Source organism: Mesorhizobium sp. C120A (assembly GCF_030323105.1).
Lineage (GTDB): Bacteria > Pseudomonadota > Alphaproteobacteria > Rhizobiales > Rhizobiaceae > Mesorhizobium.
Genome location: NZ_CP100476.1, coordinates 6,462,245 through 6,483,351, shown reverse-complemented (window position 1 = coordinate 6,483,351; position 21,107 = coordinate 6,462,245). Strand labels below are relative to the sequence as shown.

The 21,107-nt window shown below is 62.9% G+C and carries 19 protein-coding genes and 1 pseudogene; 15 read left to right on the top strand and 5 right to left on the bottom strand.

Features of this window, described 5'->3' with window-relative positions:
• Positions 1-80 precede the first annotated feature (80 nt).
• From NL532_RS31385 to NL532_RS31360, 6 genes and pseudogenes are all read left to right on the top strand, one after another.
• Complete coding sequence (locus tag NL532_RS31385) at positions 81-1,250, top strand: acyl-CoA dehydrogenase family protein (protein ID WP_023681961.1); 1,170 nt, start codon at positions 81-83, stop codon at positions 1,248-1,250.
• Positions 1,251-1,281: 31 nt separating this feature from the next.
• A complete protein-coding gene (locus NL532_RS31380; protein ID WP_023669613.1) occupies positions 1,282-2,490 on the top strand; it encodes an acetyl-CoA C-acetyltransferase in 1,209 nt (402 codons plus the stop codon).
• 23 nt (positions 2,491-2,513) lie between these two features.
• Positions 2,514-4,733 carry a 3-hydroxyacyl-CoA dehydrogenase NAD-binding domain-containing protein gene (locus NL532_RS31375; protein WP_023681960.1) on the top strand — a complete coding sequence of 740 codons (2,220 nt, stop codon included), beginning with the start codon at positions 2,514-2,516 and terminating at the stop codon, positions 4,731-4,733.
• An 11-nt stretch (positions 4,734-4,744) separates the two neighbouring features.
• Positions 4,745-4,905 (top strand): annotated as a pseudogene (locus NL532_RS32505) (thioesterase family protein); the annotation flags it as partial.
• A 304-nt stretch (positions 4,906-5,209) separates the two neighbouring features.
• On the top strand, positions 5,210-5,860 hold the full coding sequence (locus NL532_RS31365; protein WP_023681959.1) for a S24 family peptidase: 651 nt from the start codon (positions 5,210-5,212) through the stop codon (positions 5,858-5,860).
• Positions 5,861-5,868: 8 nt separating this feature from the next.
• Entirely contained in the window at positions 5,869-6,741 is an 873-nt protein-coding gene (locus NL532_RS31360) for a thermonuclease family protein (protein ID WP_023828436.1), read from the top strand.
• Here NL532_RS31360 and NL532_RS31355 read toward each other — a convergent pair.
• Positions 6,704-8,353 carry a lysine--tRNA ligase gene (locus NL532_RS31355; protein WP_286487863.1) on the bottom strand — a complete coding sequence of 550 codons (1,650 nt, stop codon included), beginning with the start codon at positions 8,351-8,353 and terminating at the stop codon, positions 6,704-6,706. The genes NL532_RS31360 and NL532_RS31355 overlap by 38 nt on opposite strands.
• Positions 8,354-8,509: 156 nt before the next feature.
• Between NL532_RS31355 and NL532_RS31350 the strand changes: the two genes are divergently transcribed.
• The gene (locus tag NL532_RS31350) at positions 8,510-8,923 is read left to right on the top strand and encodes a tellurite resistance TerB family protein (RefSeq protein WP_023818790.1); all 414 of its coding nucleotides are present in this window, start codon (positions 8,510-8,512) and stop codon (positions 8,921-8,923) included.
• Positions 8,924-8,983: 60 nt separating this feature from the next.
• Here the strand turns inward: NL532_RS31350 and NL532_RS31345 are convergent, their stop codons facing one another.
• Positions 8,984-9,799, bottom strand: a complete 816-nt coding sequence (locus tag NL532_RS31345; RefSeq protein ID WP_050588532.1) for an ABC transporter substrate-binding protein — start codon at positions 9,797-9,799, stop codon at positions 8,984-8,986.
• A gap of 296 nt (positions 9,800-10,095) precedes the next feature.
• Here NL532_RS31345 and NL532_RS31340 point away from each other — a divergent pair, with 296 nt between their 5' ends.
• Both NL532_RS31340 and NL532_RS31335 read left to right on the top strand, forming a co-directional pair.
• The gene (locus tag NL532_RS31340; RefSeq protein ID WP_023669621.1) at positions 10,096-10,827 is read left to right on the top strand and encodes a helix-turn-helix transcriptional regulator; all 732 of its coding nucleotides are present in this window, start codon (positions 10,096-10,098) and stop codon (positions 10,825-10,827) included.
• A gap of 275 nt (positions 10,828-11,102) precedes the next feature.
• Positions 11,103-11,741 carry an acyl-homoserine-lactone synthase gene (locus tag NL532_RS31335; RefSeq protein ID WP_023681954.1) on the top strand — a complete coding sequence of 213 codons (639 nt, stop codon included), beginning with the start codon at positions 11,103-11,105 and terminating at the stop codon, positions 11,739-11,741.
• Positions 11,742-11,941: 200 nt separating this feature from the next.
• Here the strand turns inward: NL532_RS31335 and ppk2 are convergent, their stop codons facing one another.
• On the bottom strand, positions 11,942-12,847 hold the full coding sequence (gene ppk2, locus NL532_RS31330) for a polyphosphate kinase 2 (protein WP_023828434.1): 906 nt from the start codon (positions 12,845-12,847) through the stop codon (positions 11,942-11,944).
• A 102-nt stretch (positions 12,848-12,949) separates the two neighbouring features.
• On the opposite strand from ppk2, the gene NL532_RS31325 reads away from it, so the two are divergent.
• From NL532_RS31325 to NL532_RS31315, 3 genes are all read left to right on the top strand, one after another.
• On the top strand, positions 12,950-14,215 hold the full coding sequence (locus NL532_RS31325; protein WP_023688695.1) for an ATP-binding protein: 1,266 nt from the start codon (positions 12,950-12,952) through the stop codon (positions 14,213-14,215).
• A 115-nt stretch (positions 14,216-14,330) separates the two neighbouring features.
• Positions 14,331-15,053: a phosphate signaling complex protein PhoU gene (gene phoU, locus NL532_RS31320; protein WP_023696693.1), complete on the top strand. Its 723-nt coding sequence runs from the start codon at positions 14,331-14,333 to the stop codon at positions 15,051-15,053.
• Positions 15,054-15,148: 95 nt separating this feature from the next.
• Positions 15,149-16,156 (top strand): magnesium and cobalt transport protein CorA, encoded by a 1,008-nt coding sequence (locus tag NL532_RS31315; RefSeq protein ID WP_023669626.1) that lies wholly within the window; start codon positions 15,149-15,151, stop codon positions 16,154-16,156.
• Between the two features lie 125 nt (positions 16,157-16,281).
• Here NL532_RS31315 and NL532_RS31310 read toward each other — a convergent pair whose 3' ends face one another.
• Positions 16,282-16,800: a GcrA family cell cycle regulator gene (locus tag NL532_RS31310; RefSeq protein ID WP_023669627.1), complete on the bottom strand. Its 519-nt coding sequence runs from the start codon at positions 16,798-16,800 to the stop codon at positions 16,282-16,284.
• Positions 16,801-17,157: 357 nt separating this feature from the next.
• On the opposite strand from NL532_RS31310, the gene NL532_RS31305 reads away from it, so the two are divergent.
• From NL532_RS31305 to NL532_RS31295, 3 genes are all read left to right on the top strand, one after another.
• Complete coding sequence (locus NL532_RS31305) at positions 17,158-18,357, top strand: aspartate aminotransferase family protein (protein WP_023681950.1); 1,200 nt, start codon at positions 17,158-17,160, stop codon at positions 18,355-18,357.
• Positions 18,358-18,375: 18 nt separating this feature from the next.
• Entirely contained in the window at positions 18,376-19,287 is a 912-nt protein-coding gene (gene argF, locus NL532_RS31300) for an ornithine carbamoyltransferase (RefSeq protein ID WP_023828433.1), read from the top strand.
• 108 nt (positions 19,288-19,395) lie between these two features.
• On the top strand, positions 19,396-20,427 hold the full coding sequence (locus tag NL532_RS31295; RefSeq protein ID WP_031195623.1) for an Hsp33 family molecular chaperone: 1,032 nt from the start codon (positions 19,396-19,398) through the stop codon (positions 20,425-20,427).
• Positions 20,428-20,613: 186 nt separating this feature from the next.
• On the opposite strand, the gene apaG is transcribed toward NL532_RS31295, so the two are convergent.
• Positions 20,614-21,006: a Co2+/Mg2+ efflux facilitator ApaG/CorD gene (gene apaG / locus NL532_RS31290; protein ID WP_023681948.1), complete on the bottom strand. Its 393-nt coding sequence runs from the start codon at positions 21,004-21,006 to the stop codon at positions 20,614-20,616.
• Positions 21,007-21,107: the final 101 nt, after the last annotated feature.

Below are 21,107 nucleotides of genomic sequence, written 5' to 3'. Positions count from 1 at the left end.
CGTCATCGGCGACCCCACCCGACCGCTTCGCGGCCACCCTCCCCTCGAGGGGGAGGGGACGTTGGCGCGGGAGAAACGGCATGACAAATCCAGCCGAAGTGCTCTCCTTGCCGAAGCCCGCCTGGGCGGCGGACGAAGTCGGCATGCTCTACGACATGGCGCATCGCTTCATGTCGGAAGAGATCGCGCCGCGCTACGACGAGTTCGAGAAGAACGAGATGGTCGACCGCGAGAGCTGGCGCAAGGCAGGTTCCGCCGGCCTGCTCTGCGCCTCGATGCCGGAGGAATATGGCGGCTCCGGCGGCACCTTCGCGCATGAGAGCGCCATCATCGAGGCGATCGGCCATGTCGGCGTCGACGGTTTCGGCATCGGCCTGCACAATGCGATCGTTGCCCCTTACATCCTTCATTACGGCTCCGAGGAGCAGAAGAAGAAATGGCTGCCGAAGCTGGCAACCGGCGAACTGATCGGCGCCATCGCCATGACCGAGCCGGGCGCCGGCTCCGACCTGCAAGGCGTCAAGACGCGCGCCGAGAAGGACGGCAACCAGTACAAGATCAACGGCTCGAAAACCTTCATCACCAATGGCCAACTGGCCAATTTCATCATCGTCGTCACCAAGACCGATCCGGCCAAAGGCGCCAAGGGCACCTCGCTGATCGTCGTCGAGGCCGACGAGGCCGAAGGCTTCGAACGCGGCCGCAACCTCGACAAGATCGGCCTGAAGGCCAACGACACGTCGGAGCTGTTCTTCAATGATCTGCGCGTGCCGACCTCGAACCTGCTTGGCCACGAAGAGGGACAGGGCTTCATCCAGCTGATGCAGCAATTGCCGCAGGAGCGCCTGCAGATCGGCACCGGCGCGATCGCCATGATCGAGCGCGCGCTTGCTCTGACCATCGACTACGTCAAGGACCGCAAGGCCTTCGGCAAAGCGATCATCGAGTTCCAGAACACCCAGTTCAAGCTCGCCGAACTGAAGACCGAGGCCACCATCGGCCGCGTCTTCTACAATGATTGCGTCACCCGCCACATCAATGGCGGGCTGGATCCGGTGACGGCGTCGATGGCGAAATACTGGCTCTCGGACCTGCAGGGAAAAGTCGTCGACGAATGCCTTCAATTGCATGGCGGCTATGGCTACATGAATGAATATCCGATCGCCCGCATGTTCCGCGACGCCCGCGTCCAGCGCATCTACGGCGGCACCAACGAGATCATGAAATTGCTGATCGGCCGCTCTCTCTGAGAGCGACGTCGGCAAAGCAAGGAGCAAGCAAATGGCTGAAGCTTATGTCTATGACGCCGTGCGCACACCGCGCGGCAAGGGCAAGAAGGATGGCTCGCTGCACGAGGTGCCGGCGGTGCGGCTTGCGGCCAGGACGCTTGAAGCGTTGCGCGACCGCAACGGCCTCGACACTGCAAACGTCGACGACATCATCTTCGGCTGCGTCGATCCGGTCGGCGAAGCCGGCTCCGTCATTCCGCGTGCCGCCGCCTTCGAGGCCGGCTACGATAACAAGGCGCCGGGCATGCAGATCTCGCGCTTCTGCGCCTCAGGCCTCGACGCCATCAATTTCGGCGCCGCCAAGATCGCTCAAGGCGCCGACGAGATCGTCATTGCAGGCGGCGTGGAATCGATGTCGCGCGTCGGCATGGGCGCCTCGGGCGGCGCGTGGTTCATGGACCCGTCCGTCGGCCTGCCCGGCTGGTTCGTGCCGCAAGGCATTTCGGCCGACCTGATCGCCACCAAATACGGTTTTTCGCGCGACGACGTCGATGCCTATGCGGTCGAGAGCCAGAAGCGTGCGGGCAAGGCCTGGGCCGATGGCCGTTTCAAGAACTCCGTCATACCGATCAAGGACCAGAACGGCCTCACCATCCTCGATCATGACGAGCATATGCGGCCGTCGACCGACATGCAGTCGCTGGCCTCGCTCAACCCGTCCTTCGTCATGCCTGGCGAAATGGGCGGCTTCGACGCGGTCGCCGTGCAGAAGCATCCGGAAGTCGAAGAGGTCAACCACGTCCACCATGCCGGCAACTCGTCCGGCATCGTCGATGGTGCGGCCGCCGTACTGCTCGGCTCGAAGAAGGCCGGCAAGACGATGGGCCTGAAGCCACGCGCCCGCATCCGCGCCTTTGCCAACATCGGCTCCGAGCCGGTGCTGATGCTTACCGGTCCGGTCGACGTCACCGAGAAGCTTCTGAAGCGCGCCAAGATGAAGCTGTCGGATATCGACCTGTTCGAGCTCAACGAGGCCTTCGCCTCAGTGGTGCTGCGCTACATGCAGGCATTCGAAATCCCGCACGACAAGATCAACGTCAATGGCGGCGCCATCGCCATGGGCCATCCGCTCGGCGCCACCGGCGCGATGATCCTGGGCACGGTGCTGGACGAGCTCGAGCGCCGCGATTTGAACACCGCTCTGGTGACGCTCTGCATCGGCGCCGGCATGGGCACCGCAACGATTATCGAACGCGTCTGATTTTCGGCCGGAAGGAGAGAGACATGACTTATACAAACTTCACGGTCGACACCGACGCAGACGGCATCGCGCTGGTCACCTGGAACATGCCGGACCGCTCGATGAACGTCTTCACCGAAGAGGTGATGAACGAGCTCGAGAAGATCATCGACCATGTGGTGGCCGACGCCGCCATCAAGGGCGCGGTGATCACCTCGGGAAAGGACAGCTTCTCCGGCGGCGCCGACCTGACCATGCTGCAGAAGATGCTGGCCGTATTTGCCAAGGAGAAGACCAAGGACCCGGAGAAGGCGGCACAGCTTTTGTTCGACAATGCCGGCCGCATGGGTGGCTTGTGGCGCAAGCTCGAAACGTCGGGCAAGCCTTGGGTCTCGGCGATCAACGGCACCTGCATGGGTGGCGCGTTCGAGCTGTCGCTGGCCTGTCATGGCCGCGTTGCCGCTGACTCCGAAAAGGTCAAGATGGCCTTGCCGGAAGTCAAGGTCGGCATCTTCCCCGGCGCCGGTGGCACCCAACGCGTGCCGCGCCTGACCGACCAGCAGCAGGCGTTGCAGATGCTGACCACCGGCCAGACGCTGTCGCCGCAGAAAGCCAAGGCGATGGGGCTGATCCACGAGATCGCCGAACCCGGCAAGCTGATCGAGACCGCCAAGGCGATGATCAGGAACGGCCTGAAAGCCGTCCAGCCCTGGGACGAGAAGGGCTTCAAGCTGCCTGGCGGCCAAATCTATACGCCGGCCGGCTTCAATCTGTGGCCGCCGGCCATCGCCATCCTGCGCCGCGAGACCTACGGCAATTATCCGGCCGCCGCGGCGATCCTGAAATGCGTCTATGAAGGCCTGCTGGTGCCGTTCGACACCGGTCTGCGGATCGAACAGCGCTATTTCACCGAAATCATGCAGTCGAAGGAAGCAGCAGCGATGATCCGCTCGCTGTTCGTCTCGCTGCAGGAGCTCAACAAGGGCGCCCGCCGCCCGGCCGGCGTGCCGGAGACCAAGTTCAAGAAGATCGGTATTCTCGGCGCCGGCTTCATGGGCGCCGGCATCGCCTTTGTCACCGCCAAGGCTGGCATCCCGGTCGTCCTGCTCGACCGCGACATGGCGTCGGCCGAAAAGGGCAAGACGCATTCCGACAGCCTGATCTCCGATCAGGTCAAGAAGGGCCGCGTCAAGCCCGAGGAGAAGGACAGACTTCTGTCGCTGATCACGCCGTCGGCCGACTATGCCGATCTCGCCGGCTGCGATCTGGTGGTCGAGGCGGTGTTCGAGGATTCGGCCGTCAAGAAGGCTGCCACCGAGCAGGCCGAAGCCGTGCTGAAATCGTCGGCGATCTTCGCCTCCAACACCTCGACCATCCCGATCACCGCACTGGCCAAGAATTCGGCGCGGCCGAAGAATTTCGTCGGCATCCACTTCTTCTCGCCGGTCGACAAGATGATGCTGGTCGAGATCATTTTGGGCAAGAAGACCGGCGACAAGGCGCTGGCCACCGCGATCGATTTCGTGCGCGCCATCAAGAAGACGCCGATCGTCGTCAACGACACGCGCGGCTTCTACGTCAACCGCTGCGTGCTGCGCTACATGTCGGAAGCCTACAAGATGCTGATCGAAGGCGTTCCGGCGCCGATGATCGAGAACGCCGCCAAGGCCGCCGGCATGCCGGTCGGCCCCCTGGCCCTGACCGACGAGACGGCGATCGACCTTGCCCAGAAGATCATGAAGCAGACCATCAGGGACCTCGGCGACAAGGCCGTCGACCCCAGGCAGATGGCGTTGATCAACACGCTGGTCGACACCCATGGCCGCTTCGGCCGCAAAAACGGCAAGGGTTTTTACGACTATCCCGCCAAGCCCGCCAGGAAGAAGCTGTGGCCGGGCCTGAAGGATCTCTATCCGCAGCTGGAGGCCGAGAAGGTCGATTATGAGGAACTGCAGCAGCGCCTGCTGGTCACCATTGCGCTGGAAGCGGCCCGGGTGATGGAGGAAGGCATCGTCACCGATCCGCGCGAGGCCGATCTCGGGTCGATCCTCGCCTTTGGTTTCGCGCCATTCACCGGCGGCGCGCTGTCCTATATTGACGGCATCGGCGCCAGGGAGTTCGTCAGAATAGCCAAAGGCCTGCAGAAGAAATACGGCGCCGAGTTCAAGGCGCCAAAGCTGCTGCTCGACCTGGCCGAGAAGGGCGAGACCTTCTACCAGCGCTTCGATCCCTATGCGAAAGGCGAAGTGAAGAAGGCCGCTTGAGCTAGCGCCCCATGTACGTCTGGGGGCGCCTTGCGCGCATGATGGCCACGGCAAGGCGCCGTGGCCTTATGCGGTCGGTAGCGAAAGCCGACTGGCTTTTCGCTGCCTGCCGACCGAGATCGACTTCAACCTCCATCTCAACAACGCCCGCTACATGATGCTCGCCGACCTCGCGCATGACCCCGAAAATCGGAATCGATTTTCGGGGTCATGCGCCAAATCAAAATGCTACAGCGTCCTTGGCGCGTCCAACAGTACGCTTGCCCGCTCCGTTCAACCGCGACCGCCGACCTAGGCCGAGCGGGGTTTCATGAGCTCCGACCAGGGATTGCGCAGCCTTGCCAAGGCAGTTTGAGGCATCCATGACGACTTCGCCGCACACAGCTTTTTAGGGGATCGGGCCGCGCGCCGGTGGACAATCGGATGACCGCGCGTTAGAAGGAAAAGGTATTTTTTCCTGTTTTGAGGAGAGCGAATTGCTCTCGCATGACCGAGTTTGGGCAGCCATCGACGCTCTCGCTGAGCGCTATTCGTTGTCGGCCTCCGGCCTGGCCCGGCGAGCCGGTCTGGACTCCACCGCTTTCAACAAATCGAAGCGGCTGTCCTCGGATGGACGGCCGCGCTGGCCGTCGACCGAATCGCTGGCGAAGATCATCGAGGCGACCGGCGCCTCGCTCGACGAATTCACCGGGCTGGTCGAAGGCCGTGCCAAGGCCGCTTCGGGCTCGGTAGCCGCGCAGCGTTCGGCGGTGCCGCTGCTCGGCTTTGCCCAGGCCGGCGCCGGCGGCTTCTTCGATGATGCCGGCTATCCCTCAGGCCAGGGCTGGGACCTTGTCGAGCTTCCGGCACGGGCGACCGAAACCTCTTATGCGTTGAAGGTGCAGGGCGATTCCATGCTGCCGCTGTACCGCAATGGCGATGTGCTGATCGTCGAGCCGGGCGCCGCTACCCGCAAGGGCGACCGCGTCGTCGTCAAGACCAATGCCGGCGAAGTCATGGCCAAGGTGCTCGACCGCCAGACGACGAAATCGATCGTGCTGATTTCGCTCAACCCCGACCACCCGGACCGCGACATCGCGATGCGCGATGTCGAATGGGTGGCGCGGATCGTCTGGGCAAGCCAGTAGGTCTCGCGGTGCGTCTGCTTCAAATCCTCATAGCCCTCCTGGCGATCCCGGTGATGGTCGCCATTGTCGTCGCCGGCGGTCGCGCGCTGCATCGCGAAAGCACCGCCATCACCGTCGACCAGATCGACCCGGACACCGAGGCCGTGCCCGAGGAGCCGGCGACGTCGGCGATCCCCGAGGTCCGGCCCGTCAAGCCTCCGATGCACTCGCCTCAGGTGCATTCGAGGGCGATCGATCCCGAGGCCATCGCTCCGCCGCCGCTGCCGGTAGAAGAACTTGAACGGGTTGAGCCACGCGCGCCGCTGAGCGACCTGGCGCTGGCCGGGCCGCCCAAGCCGCGTGGGCGCAGAGCGGTCGACGACTGGGGAGGAACAAAACTGTTCCAGCCGGTCGCGGCCGCCGCCGGCCTGATCGAAGCCAATGGTTATTCCGTGACGGTCTCCGGCATCGACATCGTCAGGCAAGACGAGACCTGCACCGAGGGCGGCAAGTCCTGGGCTTGCGGTATCAGGGCGCGCACCGCGTTCCGGTCTTTCCTGCGCGGCCGGGCCGTTGCCTGCAAGGTGCCGCCGGAGGCCGACCGTGCGCTGATCGCCGCCGAATGCCGCATCGGCAAGCTGGATGTCGGCCAGTGGCTGGTCGAAAACGGCTGGGCGCGCGCCACGGCAGCCGGCCCCTATGTCGAAGCGGGCGACAAGGCGCGCGCCGCCAAGAAGGGCGTCTTCGGCGCCGCGCCCGATCTTGGCGGCCTGCCACCGGCGCCAACGCCTGTTGTGGCACCGACGGCGTCGCAACCGATCTTCGATGCCCCGGCGATAGACACGCCGCCGGCCGGGACGGAAATTACGCCGCCAGCTGACCAGCCAGCGCCCGCTCAATGAGCGCGCGGGTTTCGGCGATGCCGTAGAGGGCTGCGAACGAACCGAAGCGCGGTCCGCGTTCCTGGCCGATCAGCACCTGGTAGATCATCTGGAAGAAAGCGCCCGAGACACCAGGGCCGCCGTCCGGGCTCTTCTTCGAATGGTCCTGATAGCGTTCGATCTTGCGCGCCACGTTGAGCGAAGCGTTCTGGATCGCTTCGCCGTCGGCGCCGGCCGGCAGGCCAGCAAGCGCGTTGCCAAGCGCTTCCAGCGCCACGCGTTCGACATCGTCGGCCGGCCGGAAGGTCTTCGTCGGCTTCACGAAATCGTCGAAGTAGCGGATGGCGAAACCGACCAGCTGGTCGAGTTCGGGATGCGTCGCTGGCGTCACGCCAGATGCATGGCGCGAGATGAAGCCCCACAGCACATCCTTGTTTTGCGCGTTGGAGGCGCTGACCAGGTTGAGCAGCAGCGAGAACGGCACCGGCATGTCGATGGAAGGCGGCTTGCCGTCATGCATGTGCCAGACCGGATTGCCCAGCCGCTCCTTCCAGTCCTGGCGCGGATAGGCGTTGAGGAAGGTGTAGTACTCGTCGACGGCGCGTGGGATGACGTCGAAATAGAGCTTTTTCGCCTGCCTTGGCCGCTGATACATATAGAGGCCGAGGCTTTCGGTCGGCGCGTAGCGCAGCCATTCGTCGATGGTCAGCCCGTTGCCCTTCGACTTCGAGATCTTCTGGCCGTTCTCGTCCAGGAACAGTTCGTAGACGAAATGCTCGGGCGCGCGCCCGCCGAGAATGTTGCAGATGCGGTCGTAGATCACCGCGTTCGTCTGGTGGTCCTTGCCGAACATTTCGAAATCGACGCCGAGCGCTGCCCAGCGCATGCCGAAATCCGGCTTCCACTGCAGCTTGACCTTCCCGCCGGTCACCGAAAGCGTGGTCTCGGTGCCCTCATCGTCGAAGGTGATGTTGCCGGCCTTGGCGTCGACATGCTTCATCGGCACGTAGAGCACGCGCCCGCTCTTCGGCGAGATCGGCAGGAACGGGCTGTAGGTTGCCTGCCGCTCCGGCCCCAGCGTCGGCAGCATCACCGCCATGATCTGCTCGTAGCGCTCGGCGGCGCACACCAGCATCGCATCGAAGCGGCCGGCCTTGTAGTACTGCGTGGCGCTGGCGAATTCGTAGTCGAAGCCGAACGTGTCGAGGAAGCGGCACAGCATCGCGTTGTTGTGGTCGGCAAAGCTCTGATAGTCGCCGCCGAACGGATTGGGCACCGACGAAAGCGGCATATGAAGATAAGGCTCGAGGGCTGCGCGATCCGGCACATTGTCGGGGATCTTGCGCATGCCGTCCATGTCGTCGGAGAAGCAGAGCAGCTTGGTCTTGACCTTGTTCCCGGTCAGCACGTGAAAGGCATGGCGCACCATCGAGGTGCGCGCGACCTCGCCGAACGTGCCGATATGCGGCAGACCCGACGGACCGTAGCCGGTCTCGAACAGGACGGTCTCGGGAAAGTCGGCGCCTTTGTAGCGCTCGATAATCTTTTTGGCTTCCTCGAACGGCCAGGCCTTGCTTTCGGCGGCTGCCGCAAGCATTTCGGGGTTGAGATCGGCGATGTTTGATCCCGTCATGTCAAAGTTCCAGTCATGGCCGGCTTTCGCGGCTGGTAAGATTTTTCAACCGGGTCTCTAGGCGCGACAGGGCGGAGCGTCAACGATATCAGGCATTTTCGTGGCGACGGCGCCGTAGCGTCCCTACCTTCGACCATCACTATCAAGGAGTTTTGAATGCCGTTGCCGTCCACCCATGAAGCCCTGATCTACCTGATGGTCATCACCTCGGCTTCCGATCGCGACATGACCGATATCGAACTGGCGCGCATCGGCGACGTCGTCCGCAGCTGGCCGGTGTTCGAGGATTTCAAGCAGGACAGGCTGATCGCCATTGCGCAGGACTGCCAGAAGATGCTGCATGAAAAGGATGGATTGGAAGGCGTGCTCGAGCGTGTCGCCGAGACTTTGCCCGAACGGCTGCACGACACCGCTTATGCCGTCGCCTTCGAAGTTGCCGCCGTCGATCTCGAAATGCGCATGGAGGAATTGCGGGTGCTGCAGTTGATCCGGCGTGAGCTCGATCTCGACACGCTGACCGCCGCGGCCATCGCGCGCGGGGCGAAGGCCCGCCTGCGCACGCTGACCTGATCCAGCCCGTAGAGGAAGCTGACCGGGGCCGGATCAGAAAAAGCTGGACCGAGAACCGGATCAGAAGAAACTGACCGGGAAATAGCGCAGGTAGAATTCGGCGAAGGTGCCTTTCACCGATATCTCCTGCAGCGCGTAGTCCATGGCTGCGGCCAGCGCTGGGTCGCTGGCCCGGGTGGCAATGGTCATGCCGGACCCCAGATATTCCGGCGCCAGGTAGGGTCCACCGGCGAAGCGGCAGCAACCGGCGGCGTCCGTGCCGCCCAGCCAGAAGGAAAAGCGCATGCCGTCGCCGAAGGCGGCATCGATCTTGGCGCTCTTCAAGTCGCTGTAGAGGTCTTCCGGCCGGTCGAAGCGGATGATCTGCACGGTGCCGAAATAATCGCGCAGCATCTTTTCATGCGCCGAGCCGGCCAGCACGCCGACCCGCTTCGAGCGCAATTTGTCGAGGATCGGCTCGGCGAAGGCCTTGGTCTTCGGCATGATGAAGCGCGCCGGAAACTGTAGATAGGAGCGCGAAAAGCTGTACTTCGCCCGCGTCTCCGGCGTGGCGGCGATGCCGGCGATGATCGCCTCGCCTTCGCCCTTCTGCAACGCGTCGTCGAGTTCGGCCCAGGGCAGCGCCTGGATCTGGCATTTGTCGGCGATGTCGAGTTCGGCGCAAATCGCCCGCGCCAGGTCGATGTGGAAGCCGGACAGTCGGCCCGTGCCGTCGAGAAAATTGAAGGGCGGGAAATCGGTTGTGGTGAGGAACCTGAGCCTCGGCAGCGCCGAAAGGTCCGGCTTCGGCAGCCGCTCCTTGGCATCCCAAAGCACCGGCACCTGCGGTTCCGCTGCCCGCACAGCGCCGGCAAACGGCTGCACTCCGATCAGCATCGACAGCAAGGCGATGGTTATCCAGCGTGATGTCACAAAAAACTCCGCCCGTCTTGGCCGTTGGCTTGTGATACGAAAACGGCGCAGGCACAATTGTTTTTGATTTCAAAGGGCAAATTTCGGGTTATGCTTTGGCGAGGTTGCAAATAGCCGCACAGAGTCGGCCTGGGGTTGGCGGTCGCTGGCGTTAGAAAAGCTAAGGATGTGGCTTTGCAATCCGGGGTTGATGGCTAAGTGCGGGGCAGGCACGTAGCATCGGTCTCAAGAGCGGTAGGCAACATGGGGTAGATGTTGCGATGGGTTATTTTGACCGGACACTTGAATATATTGACCGGGTGCAGCGTGCCGACACGTCGGCTGCGGTGTGCGAGCAGCTACTTAGTGTCACCTCGAATTTCGGATTGACGGCCCTGATAGCCGCAACGGTGCCGCAGCCCGGTACACCAAGCAGCCAGACGAAGGACCATGTGCTGCTCTGCGATTGGCCTAGCGAATGGCTGGAGCGTTACTTATCGCGCAACTACGTCGACCACGATCCGGTCGTCAGCCATTTGAAGCAGTTTCGGGCGCCATTCCAATGGCGCGATGCCGTTCAAAGCATGCCCGCCGACAAGAGCAGCGCCGAGGTAATGCGCGACGCCCGCCAGTTCAAGCTGCGTGACGGCCTCGCCTTCCCGCTGATCACGCTCGAAGGCCAGATCGCGCTGGTCTCGCTGGGCGGTGAGGCGGTCGAACTGTCCGAAGCCGAATTCGCAATGGTCTCGCTGGCCTCCACCTATGCCATCGGCCGCGCCATGCAGCTTCAAACGACGGCCGGCAAATCTATCGATCACATTGAATTGACGCCGCGCGAGCGCGAATGCCTGCAATGGGCGGCGGTCGGAAAATCCGAGTGGGAGATTTCGCAGATCCTCGGCATCTCGGAGCATACCTCTGAGAAACACCTTCTCAACGCCAAGAGCAAACTAGGCGCCGCCAACCGTGTGCAGGCAGTCGCCGAAGCAGTCAGGCACGGCTATATCAGCTAGGCCGGTTCTGGCGGCCCGAAATTTATGGCCGCATTGTTGGCGTCATATCTTCAGAAAAGACCGGCCCCTGTCGTACTCTTGAGACGGCTAATGCTTTCTTAACGCCAAAAGCAGACTCGGCGTCGCCAACAGGGCGCACGCCATCGCGGAGGCGTTTAGACGCAGCTATATTAGCCATGTCGGCTGTGGCAGCCTGGAAATCCTTGCCAACACCTTCGCGCAATTTTTTCGGGAAAGCCCGGCCGTATCTTCCTCTTAAGCCCAGGAGACGGCTAATGCTATTTTCCCTTACCACTCAACAACTGATGGAACGTCCCGACCTATGGGAGGCCGTCCATCGCCTGCGTTACAAGGTCTTCGTCGATGAGATGCGGTGGACCGATCTCGATCGCCCGGACGGCCTCGAAATCGATCAATTCGACCATGATGAGGCCGAACACCACCTTGTCATCCGCAATGGCGAGCTTGCAGGCTATCATCGGATGCTGCCGACCACACGGCCGCATCTCCTTAGCGATGTGATGCCGGAACTCTGCGAGGGAAAGCGCCCTTCGGGACCGAATGTCTGGGAGCTAACCCGTTACGCGGTGGCGCCAGGCTTTCGCGATGGCAAGCGCGGCGTGTCTACGGTCGGCACCGAACTGATCGCCGGCTTCGTCGAATGGGGCCTTGCTCGCAATGTCGATCAGGTCATTATCGAGGTCGAGCCGGTGTGGGTGCTGCGGACGCTGCAGTTGCACTTCCTGGCGACGCCGCTCGGTTACCAGCGCACCTATGGCAACCAGCAGGTCGTCGCCACACTGCTGACCTTCAACGAGCATACGCTGGATGTCGTGCGCTCGCGCCGCAACCATCACGCCCCGGTGTTGGCCAGGGGCACCCCCCACATGCTCGGCATGCGGCAGGCGTCGTGAGACTGTCTTCACCCGACGCGCTTTAATGCATGTCGCTCAAAGTGGCCCCGGTTTTGAGAGAACGACATGCATGAAACAAAGACCTAAAGCGCGTCGCGTGAATCCGTTCAAATGCGATGCGCTTTAGACAATGGCCACAGAGCCCACCTCCGTGTGGGGGTGGGCTCTGTAATTTCAGCCTCTGCCTACGAGGCCAGTCTCTACTTCTCGAGAAACGACGGCCCTTCGCCGACGATCTTCTTATCTTCCTTGCCGATGGCGTCGAGATCGCGCCCATCATAGGGCAGTGACAACAGGATGCGCCGCATGACGGCCAGCCGCGAGCGTCGCTTGTCATTGGCCCGCACGATGATCCAGGGCGCGAACTGTTTGTGCGTGCGCTCGACCATCTGGTCGCGCGCCTTGGTGTAGTCGTCCCATTTGGTGATGCCGGCAATATCGATCGGCGAGAACTTCCAGTTCTTCAGCGGCGACCAGCGGCGGTCGTGAAACCGTTCGAGCTGGGTCTCGCGGCTGATGTTGAGCCAGAATTTGAAGAAATAGATGCCCTCATTGGAGATCATCCGCTCGAAATGCGGCGTCTCGTCGAGGAATTTTGCATGCTGTTCCGGTGTGCAGAAGCCCATCACCGGCTCGACGCCGCCGCGGTTGTACCAGGACCGGTCGAAGGTGACGAATTCGCCCGATGTCGGGAAATGGGCGACGTAGCGCTGGTAGTACCATTGCCCGACTTCGGTTGGGGTCGGCTTGGTCAGCGCCACGTTGCGCGCGGTTCGAGGATTGAGATACTGGCGCAGCACCGAGATGGTGCCGCCCTTGCCGGCGGCATCGCGCCCCTCGAACAGCGACATCACTCTGCTGCCGGTCGCCTGCAGCCAGGCCTGCGCCTTGACCAGTTCGATCTGCAGCCGCTCCAGCGTCTCGTCATACTCCTCGCTCTTCATTTTCTTGTCGTAGGGGTAGTCGCCTGCGGTCAGTTTGTGGTCCTCGATCCAGCTGGGAAGCTCGGGGTTTTCGATGTCGAACTCCCGCTCCTTGCCGTCCACCTTGATCTTCAGCGGCCCCTTTGCCGGCTCTGCGGCGGGACTTTCCTTGGCTTTTTTCATCGAGACGAACCTTTCCAGCTTGCGGACTCATGCTATGGGGGGCCTCAAACCCGGTCCAGCGGAAGTTTCGGCGAGACCGGCACAGAAGCACGGAAAGCACGAATGGCTGACACCGGCGCAGAGCGGACAACCACGGGGCAAGCCGTCGCCGGCCGGCTGTGGAACAGCCGATGGCTGCTTGCCGCCGGTGCGATCGCCATCATGGCCGTTTATGGGTTTGCCGGTATCTCCGCCTATGTGGTCATGGCTGCGTTGACGGTGCTGCTGGCCGCCGCGCTTCTGCCAACCGGTGGCGCCAGCCGGTCCGCTGAGACCATTGCCACGATCGAGGCGAGTGGGCTGCAGCGGCTTTCCGGCGAATATCTTGCGGCTGCCGTTGCCGATCCGCTGATCATCTTCGACCGCACCGCCACCATCGTCCACGCCAATGCCGCCGCCTTTGCCGCCTTTGTCGGTATCGCGCCCGGCCTGTCGCTGTCGCTAAAATTCCGCGCGCCGGAAATGCAGGCCTTGCTGGACGGCGTGCTGTCGGGAACCGTCGCCTCCGATGCCGTCGACTACACCGAGAAGCTGCCGGTGGAACGGGCCTACCGGGTCAGCGCGTCCTCGGTCGGCCACGCCACCGATCTCTATGTGCTGGTATTCAAGGACCAGAGTGAGACGCGCCGCATCGACCGCATGCGCGCTGACTTCATAGCCAATGCCAGCCACGAGTTGCGCACCCCGCTTGCTTCAATCTCGGGCTTCGTCGAGACGTTGCGCGGCCCGGCCCGCAACGATCCGGCGGCGCGCGAGCAGTTCCTGCAGATCATGCAGAACCAGACCGGCCGCATGGCGCGCCTCATCGACGATCTCCTGTCGCTGTCGAGGCTTGAAATGAAGCCTTACCTGAGGCCGGGAACCGAGGTCGATCTGCGCCAGACCATCGACAGCGTCATCGATTCACTAGGCCCGCTCGCCAGCGAGAACGGCGTCGTCATCGAACGCGACTACGCCGAGGGGCCGCTCGACGTGCCCGGAGACCGCGACGAGCTGTTCCAGGTGTTCGAGAATCTCTTGGAAAACGCCTGCAAATACGGCCAGCCTGGCGGACGCGTCACAGTGTCGATCGCGCGGGGCGAGGCCGGCCCGGAACCGGGCATCGATGTCACCATCAGGGACTATGGCCCGGGCATCCCGGAAGAGCACATACCGCGCATTACCGAGCGCTTCTATCGCGTCGACGTGGAGAGCAGCCGCACGCAGAAAGGCACCGGTCTTGGCCTGTCCATCGTCAAGCATATTCTGACGCGCCACAACGCCCGGCTTTCGATCAAGTCGGAGGTTGGCAAGGGCGCGGCGTTCACGGTCCATTTGCCGGCAGGCTGAGGCGGTACTATCTGCTAACTGCCTGTTTCTTCTTTCTGTCATCCGGCTAGCGTATCAGCACAGGGGTCGAGGAAACGACTCAAAAGGCCAAAGATTTAAGGAAGGCATTTCGCCCATGCAGTCCGTACACATTGTCAGCGCCTATGACGAAGAGCTGAAATACCTGGCGAAGCGCATCGCTGCGATGGGCGGCCATGCCGAGCGCATGGTCGAGCAGGCGATCCAGGCGCTGGTCAATGCCGATCCCGGCCTCGCCCAGAAGGTCATTCGTGACGACATCGTGCTTGACGATGGCCAGCGCGAAATCGACGACAAAGCCATCGTCATCATCGCCAAGCGCCAGCCCATGGCGACGGATCTGCGCGAGATCGTCGGCGCCATCCGCATTTCGGCCGACCTCGAACGGGTCGGTGACCTCGCCAAGAACGTCGCCAAGCGTGTGGTCAGCGTCATTGACGGCCGCCAGCCGACCAGCCTGTTTCGCGGCCTCGAGGCGCTTGCCGAACTCGCTTTGACCCAGCTCAAGGAAGTGCTCGACGTCTATGCCTCGCGCTCGGTCGAGAAAATAGGCTTCGTTCGCGACCGCGACGACCAGATCGACGCCATGTACACCTCGCTGTTTCGCGAGCTTTTGACCTACATGATGGAAGATCCGCGCAACATCACGCCGTGCACGCATCTGCTGTTTTGCGCCAAGAACATCGAGCGCATCGGCGACCACGCCACCAACATTGCCGAGACGATCTACTACATCGTCACCGGCGAGCAGTTGCCGGCCGAGCGTCCCAAGGGCGACAAGACCGACAAGGTTGCCCTGCCGGTGCTGCCGGTGAAGTGATCGCGCGCCCCTCGAACGCTTAATCATATTGCGCTAAACTGCCCGGATGTTAGCGTCTCGGTTCCTGGCCAAGGCCAGGCGCTCAGGAGGCTGCGATGGAATATGTCCGAGAGTTCAAGCCGGCGCCGGCATCGTCCGGCATCATCGCGTCGAGCGTCTACACCGCCGGCAAGCGCATCGCCGATATACCGATCGAGGAAGCCGGCGAATGGGCCAAGAAGTCGGGCCATGTCGTCTGGATCGGGCTGCTCGAACCCGACCGCGAGCTTCTGCTGCGCGTCAAGGCGCAATTTCATCTGCACGAACTGGCGATCGAAGACGCCGAACATCCGCACCAGCGGCCGAAGATCGAGCAATATGGCGATGCGCTGTTCATCGTTGCCCGCACTGCACAGCTGATCGACGGACGCGTCACCTTCGGCGAGACGCATCTGTTCGTCGGCTCAGGCTATATCGTCAGCGTCAGGCATGGTCCCTCGACCTCATACGCCGCCGTGCGCCAGCACTGGGAAAGCTGTCCGCACTCACTGGCCAAGGGCGAGGATTTCGTCCTCTACGCCATTCTCGACTTCATCGTCGACAACTACATGCCGGTGCTCGAGCAGATCGAGGACGAGGTCGAGGCGATCGAGGACAGGGTGCTGCTGAAGCCGATGACCGGTCCCGACATCGAGCGGCTCTACATGCTGCGCCGCGATCTGTTGCGCCTGCGCAATGCGGCGCTGCCGCTGGTCGAGGTCTGCCGCCGGCTGACCAGCGCCGACCTGCCGCAGATCCATACCGCCATGCATCCGCTGTTTCGCGATGTCACCGATCATATCCGCACCGTGCAGGAAAAGATCGACAGCCTGCGCGAGGTTCTGGCCTTCGCTTTCGAAGCCAGCCTGCTGGTCGGCCAGAGCCAGGAAACCGCGAACACCAAGAAGCTGGCCTCATGGGCGGCGATCCTGGCGGTGCCGACGGCGCTCGCCGGCATTTACGGCATGAATTTCGACGACATGCCGGAACTGAAGATGCAATACGGCTATCCCGTCGTATTGGTCTCGATCGCGCTGATCTGCTCGTTTTTGTATTGGCGATTTCGGAAGAGTGGGTGGCTGTGATGGTAGGCAGTAGGCAGTAGGCAGTAGGCAGTAGGCAGTAGGCAGTAGGCAGTAGGGAGAATAAGGTGGCGCCTCACGAGCGCTACCCCATTCCCTACTGCCCAGTCCCCAATCCCTATTCCTAACTACCGGCTCCTGCGCCGCTCTGAAGCCGGCTGGAACGCCACCCTTGCGTGGTACTTGCAGTAAGGTCCGGTTTCAGCCGCCTCGTTGCCGCAGAAGTTGAAGTCTTCCGACAGCGGGTCGCCATTCGGCCATTTGCAGGTGCGCTCGGTGAGATCGGTGAGCTGCAGATGCCGCGAGATCGGCACGACGACGTTTTCGACCGGGCGGATGTAGTGGCGCGCCACTGGCTCGGCGTCGAACTGCGCCTGCAGTGCGTTCGCCCCGATCGAAGTCGTGACATGGCGCTGCGTGGTTGCGGCGCGAGGCACCGATTTCTGGATCGAAGATCCCTGCGTTGTCTTCTTCTGACGCGCCGGCGTCGCGGTCGAGCGTCCGCGGCCCGACAGCTTCAGCCGGTGCACCTTGCCGATGACCGCGTTGCGGCTGACCCCGCCGAGTTGTGCGGCGATCTGGCTTGCGCTCAAGCCCTCCGACCACAGTTTCCTGAGAAGTTCGACCCGCTCGTCAGTCCAGTTCATGAGACCGCGCTCCTGCTAAGTGTGCGGCAGCCGGAATCCATTCCCGACCCGGCAATCTTTGCCGGGGCAGACACCACATATATTAGGTGATTAGGTCCGCCGCACGAAATCTAGTTATTTCCCGACTACAATTACCTCATGTGTTGACTCGGTGACAAGAGTCCCAGGTGCAACACGAATCGGTTTTTTAGGTTTTCCCCAACTTGCCCGGTCGCTTATGAGCCGGCGTCTCGTCGGGAGCTTGCCGCGCGCCTCTGCGCGACGTTTTCGTTGACTTCATGGCCGAAAAACACGATAAGCCGCAAAGGCCGCCGCTTTGGCGGCTTTTTGATTTTTCCGGTACCGGAGACGCATATAATGAGCGGTTCGGCGCTTTACGAGACCTTTGCCCGCGCCCCTTTGGCCTTCGACCATGGCGAAGGCACCTGGCTGGTTACCGACAAGGGCGAGCGATATCTCGATTTCGCTGGCGGCATCGCGGTCAATTCGTTGGGCCACAGCCATCCGCATCTGGTCTCGGCGCTGACCGAACAGGCGGCCAAGCTCTGGCACGTCTCCAATCTCTACGAGATCCCGGGGCAGGCCCGGCTCGGCGAGCGGCTGGCTGACGCCACCTTCGCCGACAAGGTGTTCTTCACCAATTCCGGCGCCGAGGCGCTCGAATGCGCGATCAAGACGGCGCGGCGCTACCAGTTCGTCAAGGGCCATCCCGAGCGCTTCCGGGTCATCACCTTCGAAGGCGCCTTCCACGGCCGCACGCTGGCGACCATCGCCGCCGGCGGCCAGTACAAATATCTCGAAGGTTTTGGGCCCAAGGTCGAAGGCTTCGACCAGGTCGGCTTCGACGACATCGACGCCGCCGAAAAGGCGATCACACCAGAGACCGCCGCGATCCTGATCGAACCGGTGCAAGGCGAGGGTGGCATCCGCCCGGTGCCGACGCAATCCTTGAAACGGCTGCGGCAGCTCTGCGACCAGCACGGCCTGCTGCTGATCTTCGATGAGGTCCAGTGCGGTATCGGTCGCACCGGAAAGCTGTTCGCGCATGAATGGACCGGCGTGACGCCCGACATCATGGCGATTGCCAAGGGCATTGGCGGCGGCTTTCCGATGGGCGCGTGCCTCGCCACCGACGACGCTGTCGTCGGCATGACGGCAGGCGTGCATGGCACCACTTTCGGCGGCAATCCGCTGGCCATGGCGGTCGGCAACGCTGTGCTCGACGTCGTGCTGGAAGACGGCTTCCTCGAAGACGTCCAGCGCAAGGCATTGCTGATGAAGCAGGGCCTGGCGGCGGTCGCCGACGAATTTCCCGATGTCATCGAAGGCATCAGGGGCAGCGGCCTGATGCTTGGCCTGAAATGCGCCATGCCCAACACCAAGGTCAACATGGCGCTGCGCGACCAGCATCTGCTGGCGGTGCCGGCAGGCGACAACGTCATTCGTCTGCTGCCGCCGCTGACCGTCACCGACGCCGAGATCGGCGAAGCGCTCGATCGCATCCGCGCCGGCGCCAAGGGCCTGACCGACGCCATCGCCGCGGCCGCCGCGAAGTAATCCCGAGAACCATTCCCGATGAGCCTTCGCCATTTCACCGATCTTTCCGCCGTTTCCGAAGGCGATCTGCGCCTGATCCTGGACGATGCGGTGGTACGCAAGGCGCGACTCAAGGCCGGCGAACGGACCAAACCGCTCGAAGGCAAGGTGCTGGCCATGATCTTCGACAAGCCGTCGACGCGCACGCGCGTGTCCTTCGACGTCGGCATGCGACAGCTCGGCGGCGAGACCATCATGCTGACCGGCACCGAAATGCAGCTCGGCCGCTCCGAGACCATTGCCGACACCGCCAAGGTGCTGTCGCGCTATGTCGACGCCATCATGATCCGCACCACGTCGCATGAGCGGCTGCTCGAGCTGACCGAGAATGCCACGATTCCGGTCATCAACGGGCTGACCGACGACACCCATCCCTGTCAGCTGATGGCCGACATCATGACCTTCGAGGAGCATCGCGGTCCGGTTGCCGGCAAGACCATCGCCTGGACCGGCGACGGCAACAACGTGCTGCATTCGCTGCTCGAGGCCTCGGCGCGGTTCCGCTTCAACCTCAATGTCGCCGTACCGGAAGGCAGCGAGCCGGCGCAGAAGCACATCGACTGGTCGAAGACCAATGGCGGCAAGCTGCACTTCACCCGCTCGCCCGAAGAGGCCGTCGACCAGGCCGACTGCATCGTCACCGACTGCTGGGTGTCGATGGGCCAGGAACACCGCGCCCGCGGCCACAATGTCTTCTCGCCCTATCAGGTCAATGCGGCGCTGATGGCGAGGGCCAAGCCCGACGCCCTGTTCATGCACTGCCTGCCGGCGCATCGCGGCGAGGAAGTCACCGACGAGGTCATCGACGGTCCGCATTCGGTGGTCTTCGACGAAGCCGAGAACCGGCTCCACGCCCAGAAGGCGGTTTTGGCCTGGTGTCTGGGCGCTTGATCTCCAGGCGCTTGCTCTCAAAACGCTTGATCCGGGGCGGCGCGATGCCTATTTGCGCCCCATCACGCAAATCAAGCGCGTTTGGACGCATGCACCCCTCCGGGCCGCATGGCCGCGCCCTGGAGCTTTGTCATGTTGGAAACGCATCAAGTGACTGAACATCACCCCAAACTCGGCGAGTTCGGCTATGCCGGCGACGATCATGTCGTGCCCTTCGAGGTAGGCCCGCTCGACGTGCGCGGCCGCACCGTGCAGCTCGGGCCGATGCTCGACGCCATCCTCAACCGTCACGACTATCCCGAGCCGGTCGCCCGCCTGCTGGCGGAAGCCTGTGTGCTGACGGTGCTGCTCGGCACTTCGCTCAAATTCGAAGGCAAGTTCATCCTGCAGACCCGCACCGACGGGCCTGTCGACATGCTGGTCGCGGATTTCTCCACGCCCTCGGCATTGCGCGCCTATGCGCGCTTCGATGCCGACCGGCTGGAGGCCCTGGTGGCCGCAGGCCAGACCTCGCAGCAGACGCTGCTGGGCAGCGGCGTTTTGGCGCTGACCATCGACCAGGGCGCGCACACGCAGCGCTATCAGGGCATCGTCCAGCTCGACGGCGAGACGCTGGAAGACGCCGCGCGCACCTATTTCCGCCAGTCGGAGCAGATCCCGACCGACCTCCGGCTGTCGGTGGCCAAGCTGCTGACGCCCGGCCCCGGCGGTGCGCGCGAGCAGTGGCGCGCCGGCGGTATCCTGGCGCAGTTCCTGCCGCAGTCACCCGAGCGCATGCGCGTGCCGGACATTTCGGGCGGCGACGGCGATCCGCGTGACGTGACGCAGGAGCCGGCCGACAATTCGTGGCGCGAGCTGGTGGCGCTGCTCGGCACCATCGAGCCGACCGAGCTGATCGACCCGACCATCGGCGCCGAGCGGCTGCTCTACAGGCTGTTCCACGAACATGGTGTGCGCGTCTTCGGCGGCGTGCCGGTCGCCGACCAATGTTCCTGCTCAAGGGACAAGATACGCGGCATCCTCGAGGGGTTTTCCGCGCAGGAGATCAAGGACAGCACCGAAGATGGCGGCATCCACGTCGCCTGCGAGTTCTGCTCGAAGCAGTACGACTTCGACCCGGCGGAGTTTGCAACTCAGTAGCATCTCTTCCTTCTCCCCGTTCACGGGGAGAAGGTGCCCGAAGGGCGGATGAGGGGCAGCGCGAACTTTGGTGAATGGCCGCGCATAGCCTGCGTCATGTGCGTGGAAGATAACCTCATGAGTCCGGCGGCGCCCCTCGTTGCACTGCCGGGCATTTCTCCCCGTATAGAGATGGGGAGAAAACCCCTAATTCACCGTCCGCCGCGTCCCCGGCAGATCCAGCGAAAACGCGGGAATAGCGACGTCGAACGTCTCGCCCTTTTTGTTGCGCATGGTGTAGTGGCCGACCATGAAGCCGGAGGGCGTCGAGAGCGGGCAGCCTGACGTGTATTGATAGCTGTCGCCGGGATTGAGCTCAGGCTGGTCGCCGACCACGCCGGCGCCGCGCACTTCCTCGATCCGGCCGCTGCCGTCGGTGATGTGCCAGTAACGCGACATAAGCTGCACGAAATCGTCCGACTGGTTGTCGATCGTCACCTGGTAGCCCCAGACATAGCGGTTCTCCGCCGGGTCCGAGCGGTCCTCCAGGTAGAACGGTCTGACCTGCACTTCGATGTTGCGCGTGACGGCGCGATACATGGGCTGCTCCGGTTGCGCGGCAGGGAACATTTGTCGCGCCATGCGGTTTGATACGCGCAGAGCGGCATGTCCTGCCAGCCTCAAAGCGCAGGTGCCGACAA

Bases quoted from the DNA above. Each gene is read 5' to 3' on its own strand.
- NL532_RS31385 (WP_023681961.1), top strand. From the start codon at position 81: ATGACAAATCCAGCCGAAGTGCTCTCCTTGCCGAAGCCCGCCTGGGCG.
- NL532_RS31380 (WP_023669613.1), top strand. From the start codon at position 1,282: ATGGCTGAAGCTTATGTCTATGACGCCGTGCGCACACCGCGCGGCAAG.
- NL532_RS31375 (WP_023681960.1), top strand. From the start codon at position 2,514: ATGACTTATACAAACTTCACGGTCGACACCGACGCAGACGGCATCGCG.
- NL532_RS31355 (WP_286487863.1), bottom strand. From the start codon at position 8,353: ATGACGGGATCAAACATCGCCGATCTCAACCCCGAAATGCTTGCGGCA.
- NL532_RS31350 (WP_023818790.1), top strand. From the start codon at position 8,510: ATGCCGTTGCCGTCCACCCATGAAGCCCTGATCTACCTGATGGTCATC.
- NL532_RS31345 (WP_050588532.1), bottom strand. From the start codon at position 9,799: ATGCTGATCGGAGTGCAGCCGTTTGCCGGCGCTGTGCGGGCAGCGGAA.
- NL532_RS31340 (WP_023669621.1), top strand. From the start codon at position 10,096: ATGGGTTATTTTGACCGGACACTTGAATATATTGACCGGGTGCAGCGT.
- NL532_RS31335 (WP_023681954.1), top strand. From the start codon at position 11,103: ATGCTATTTTCCCTTACCACTCAACAACTGATGGAACGTCCCGACCTA.
- ppk2 (WP_023828434.1), bottom strand. From the start codon at position 12,847: ATGAAAAAAGCCAAGGAAAGTCCCGCCGCAGAGCCGGCAAAGGGGCCG.
- NL532_RS31325 (WP_023688695.1), top strand. From the start codon at position 12,950: ATGGCTGACACCGGCGCAGAGCGGACAACCACGGGGCAAGCCGTCGCC.
- phoU (WP_023696693.1), top strand. From the start codon at position 14,331: ATGCAGTCCGTACACATTGTCAGCGCCTATGACGAAGAGCTGAAATAC.
- NL532_RS31315 (WP_023669626.1), top strand. From the start codon at position 15,149: ATGGAATATGTCCGAGAGTTCAAGCCGGCGCCGGCATCGTCCGGCATC.
- NL532_RS31310 (WP_023669627.1), bottom strand. From the start codon at position 16,800: ATGAACTGGACTGACGAGCGGGTCGAACTTCTCAGGAAACTGTGGTCG.
- NL532_RS31305 (WP_023681950.1), top strand. From the start codon at position 17,158: ATGAGCGGTTCGGCGCTTTACGAGACCTTTGCCCGCGCCCCTTTGGCC.
- argF (WP_023828433.1), top strand. From the start codon at position 18,376: ATGAGCCTTCGCCATTTCACCGATCTTTCCGCCGTTTCCGAAGGCGAT.
- NL532_RS31295 (WP_031195623.1), top strand. From the start codon at position 19,396: ATGGCCGCGCCCTGGAGCTTTGTCATGTTGGAAACGCATCAAGTGACT.
- apaG (WP_023681948.1), bottom strand. From the start codon at position 21,006: ATGTATCGCGCCGTCACGCGCAACATCGAAGTGCAGGTCAGACCGTTC.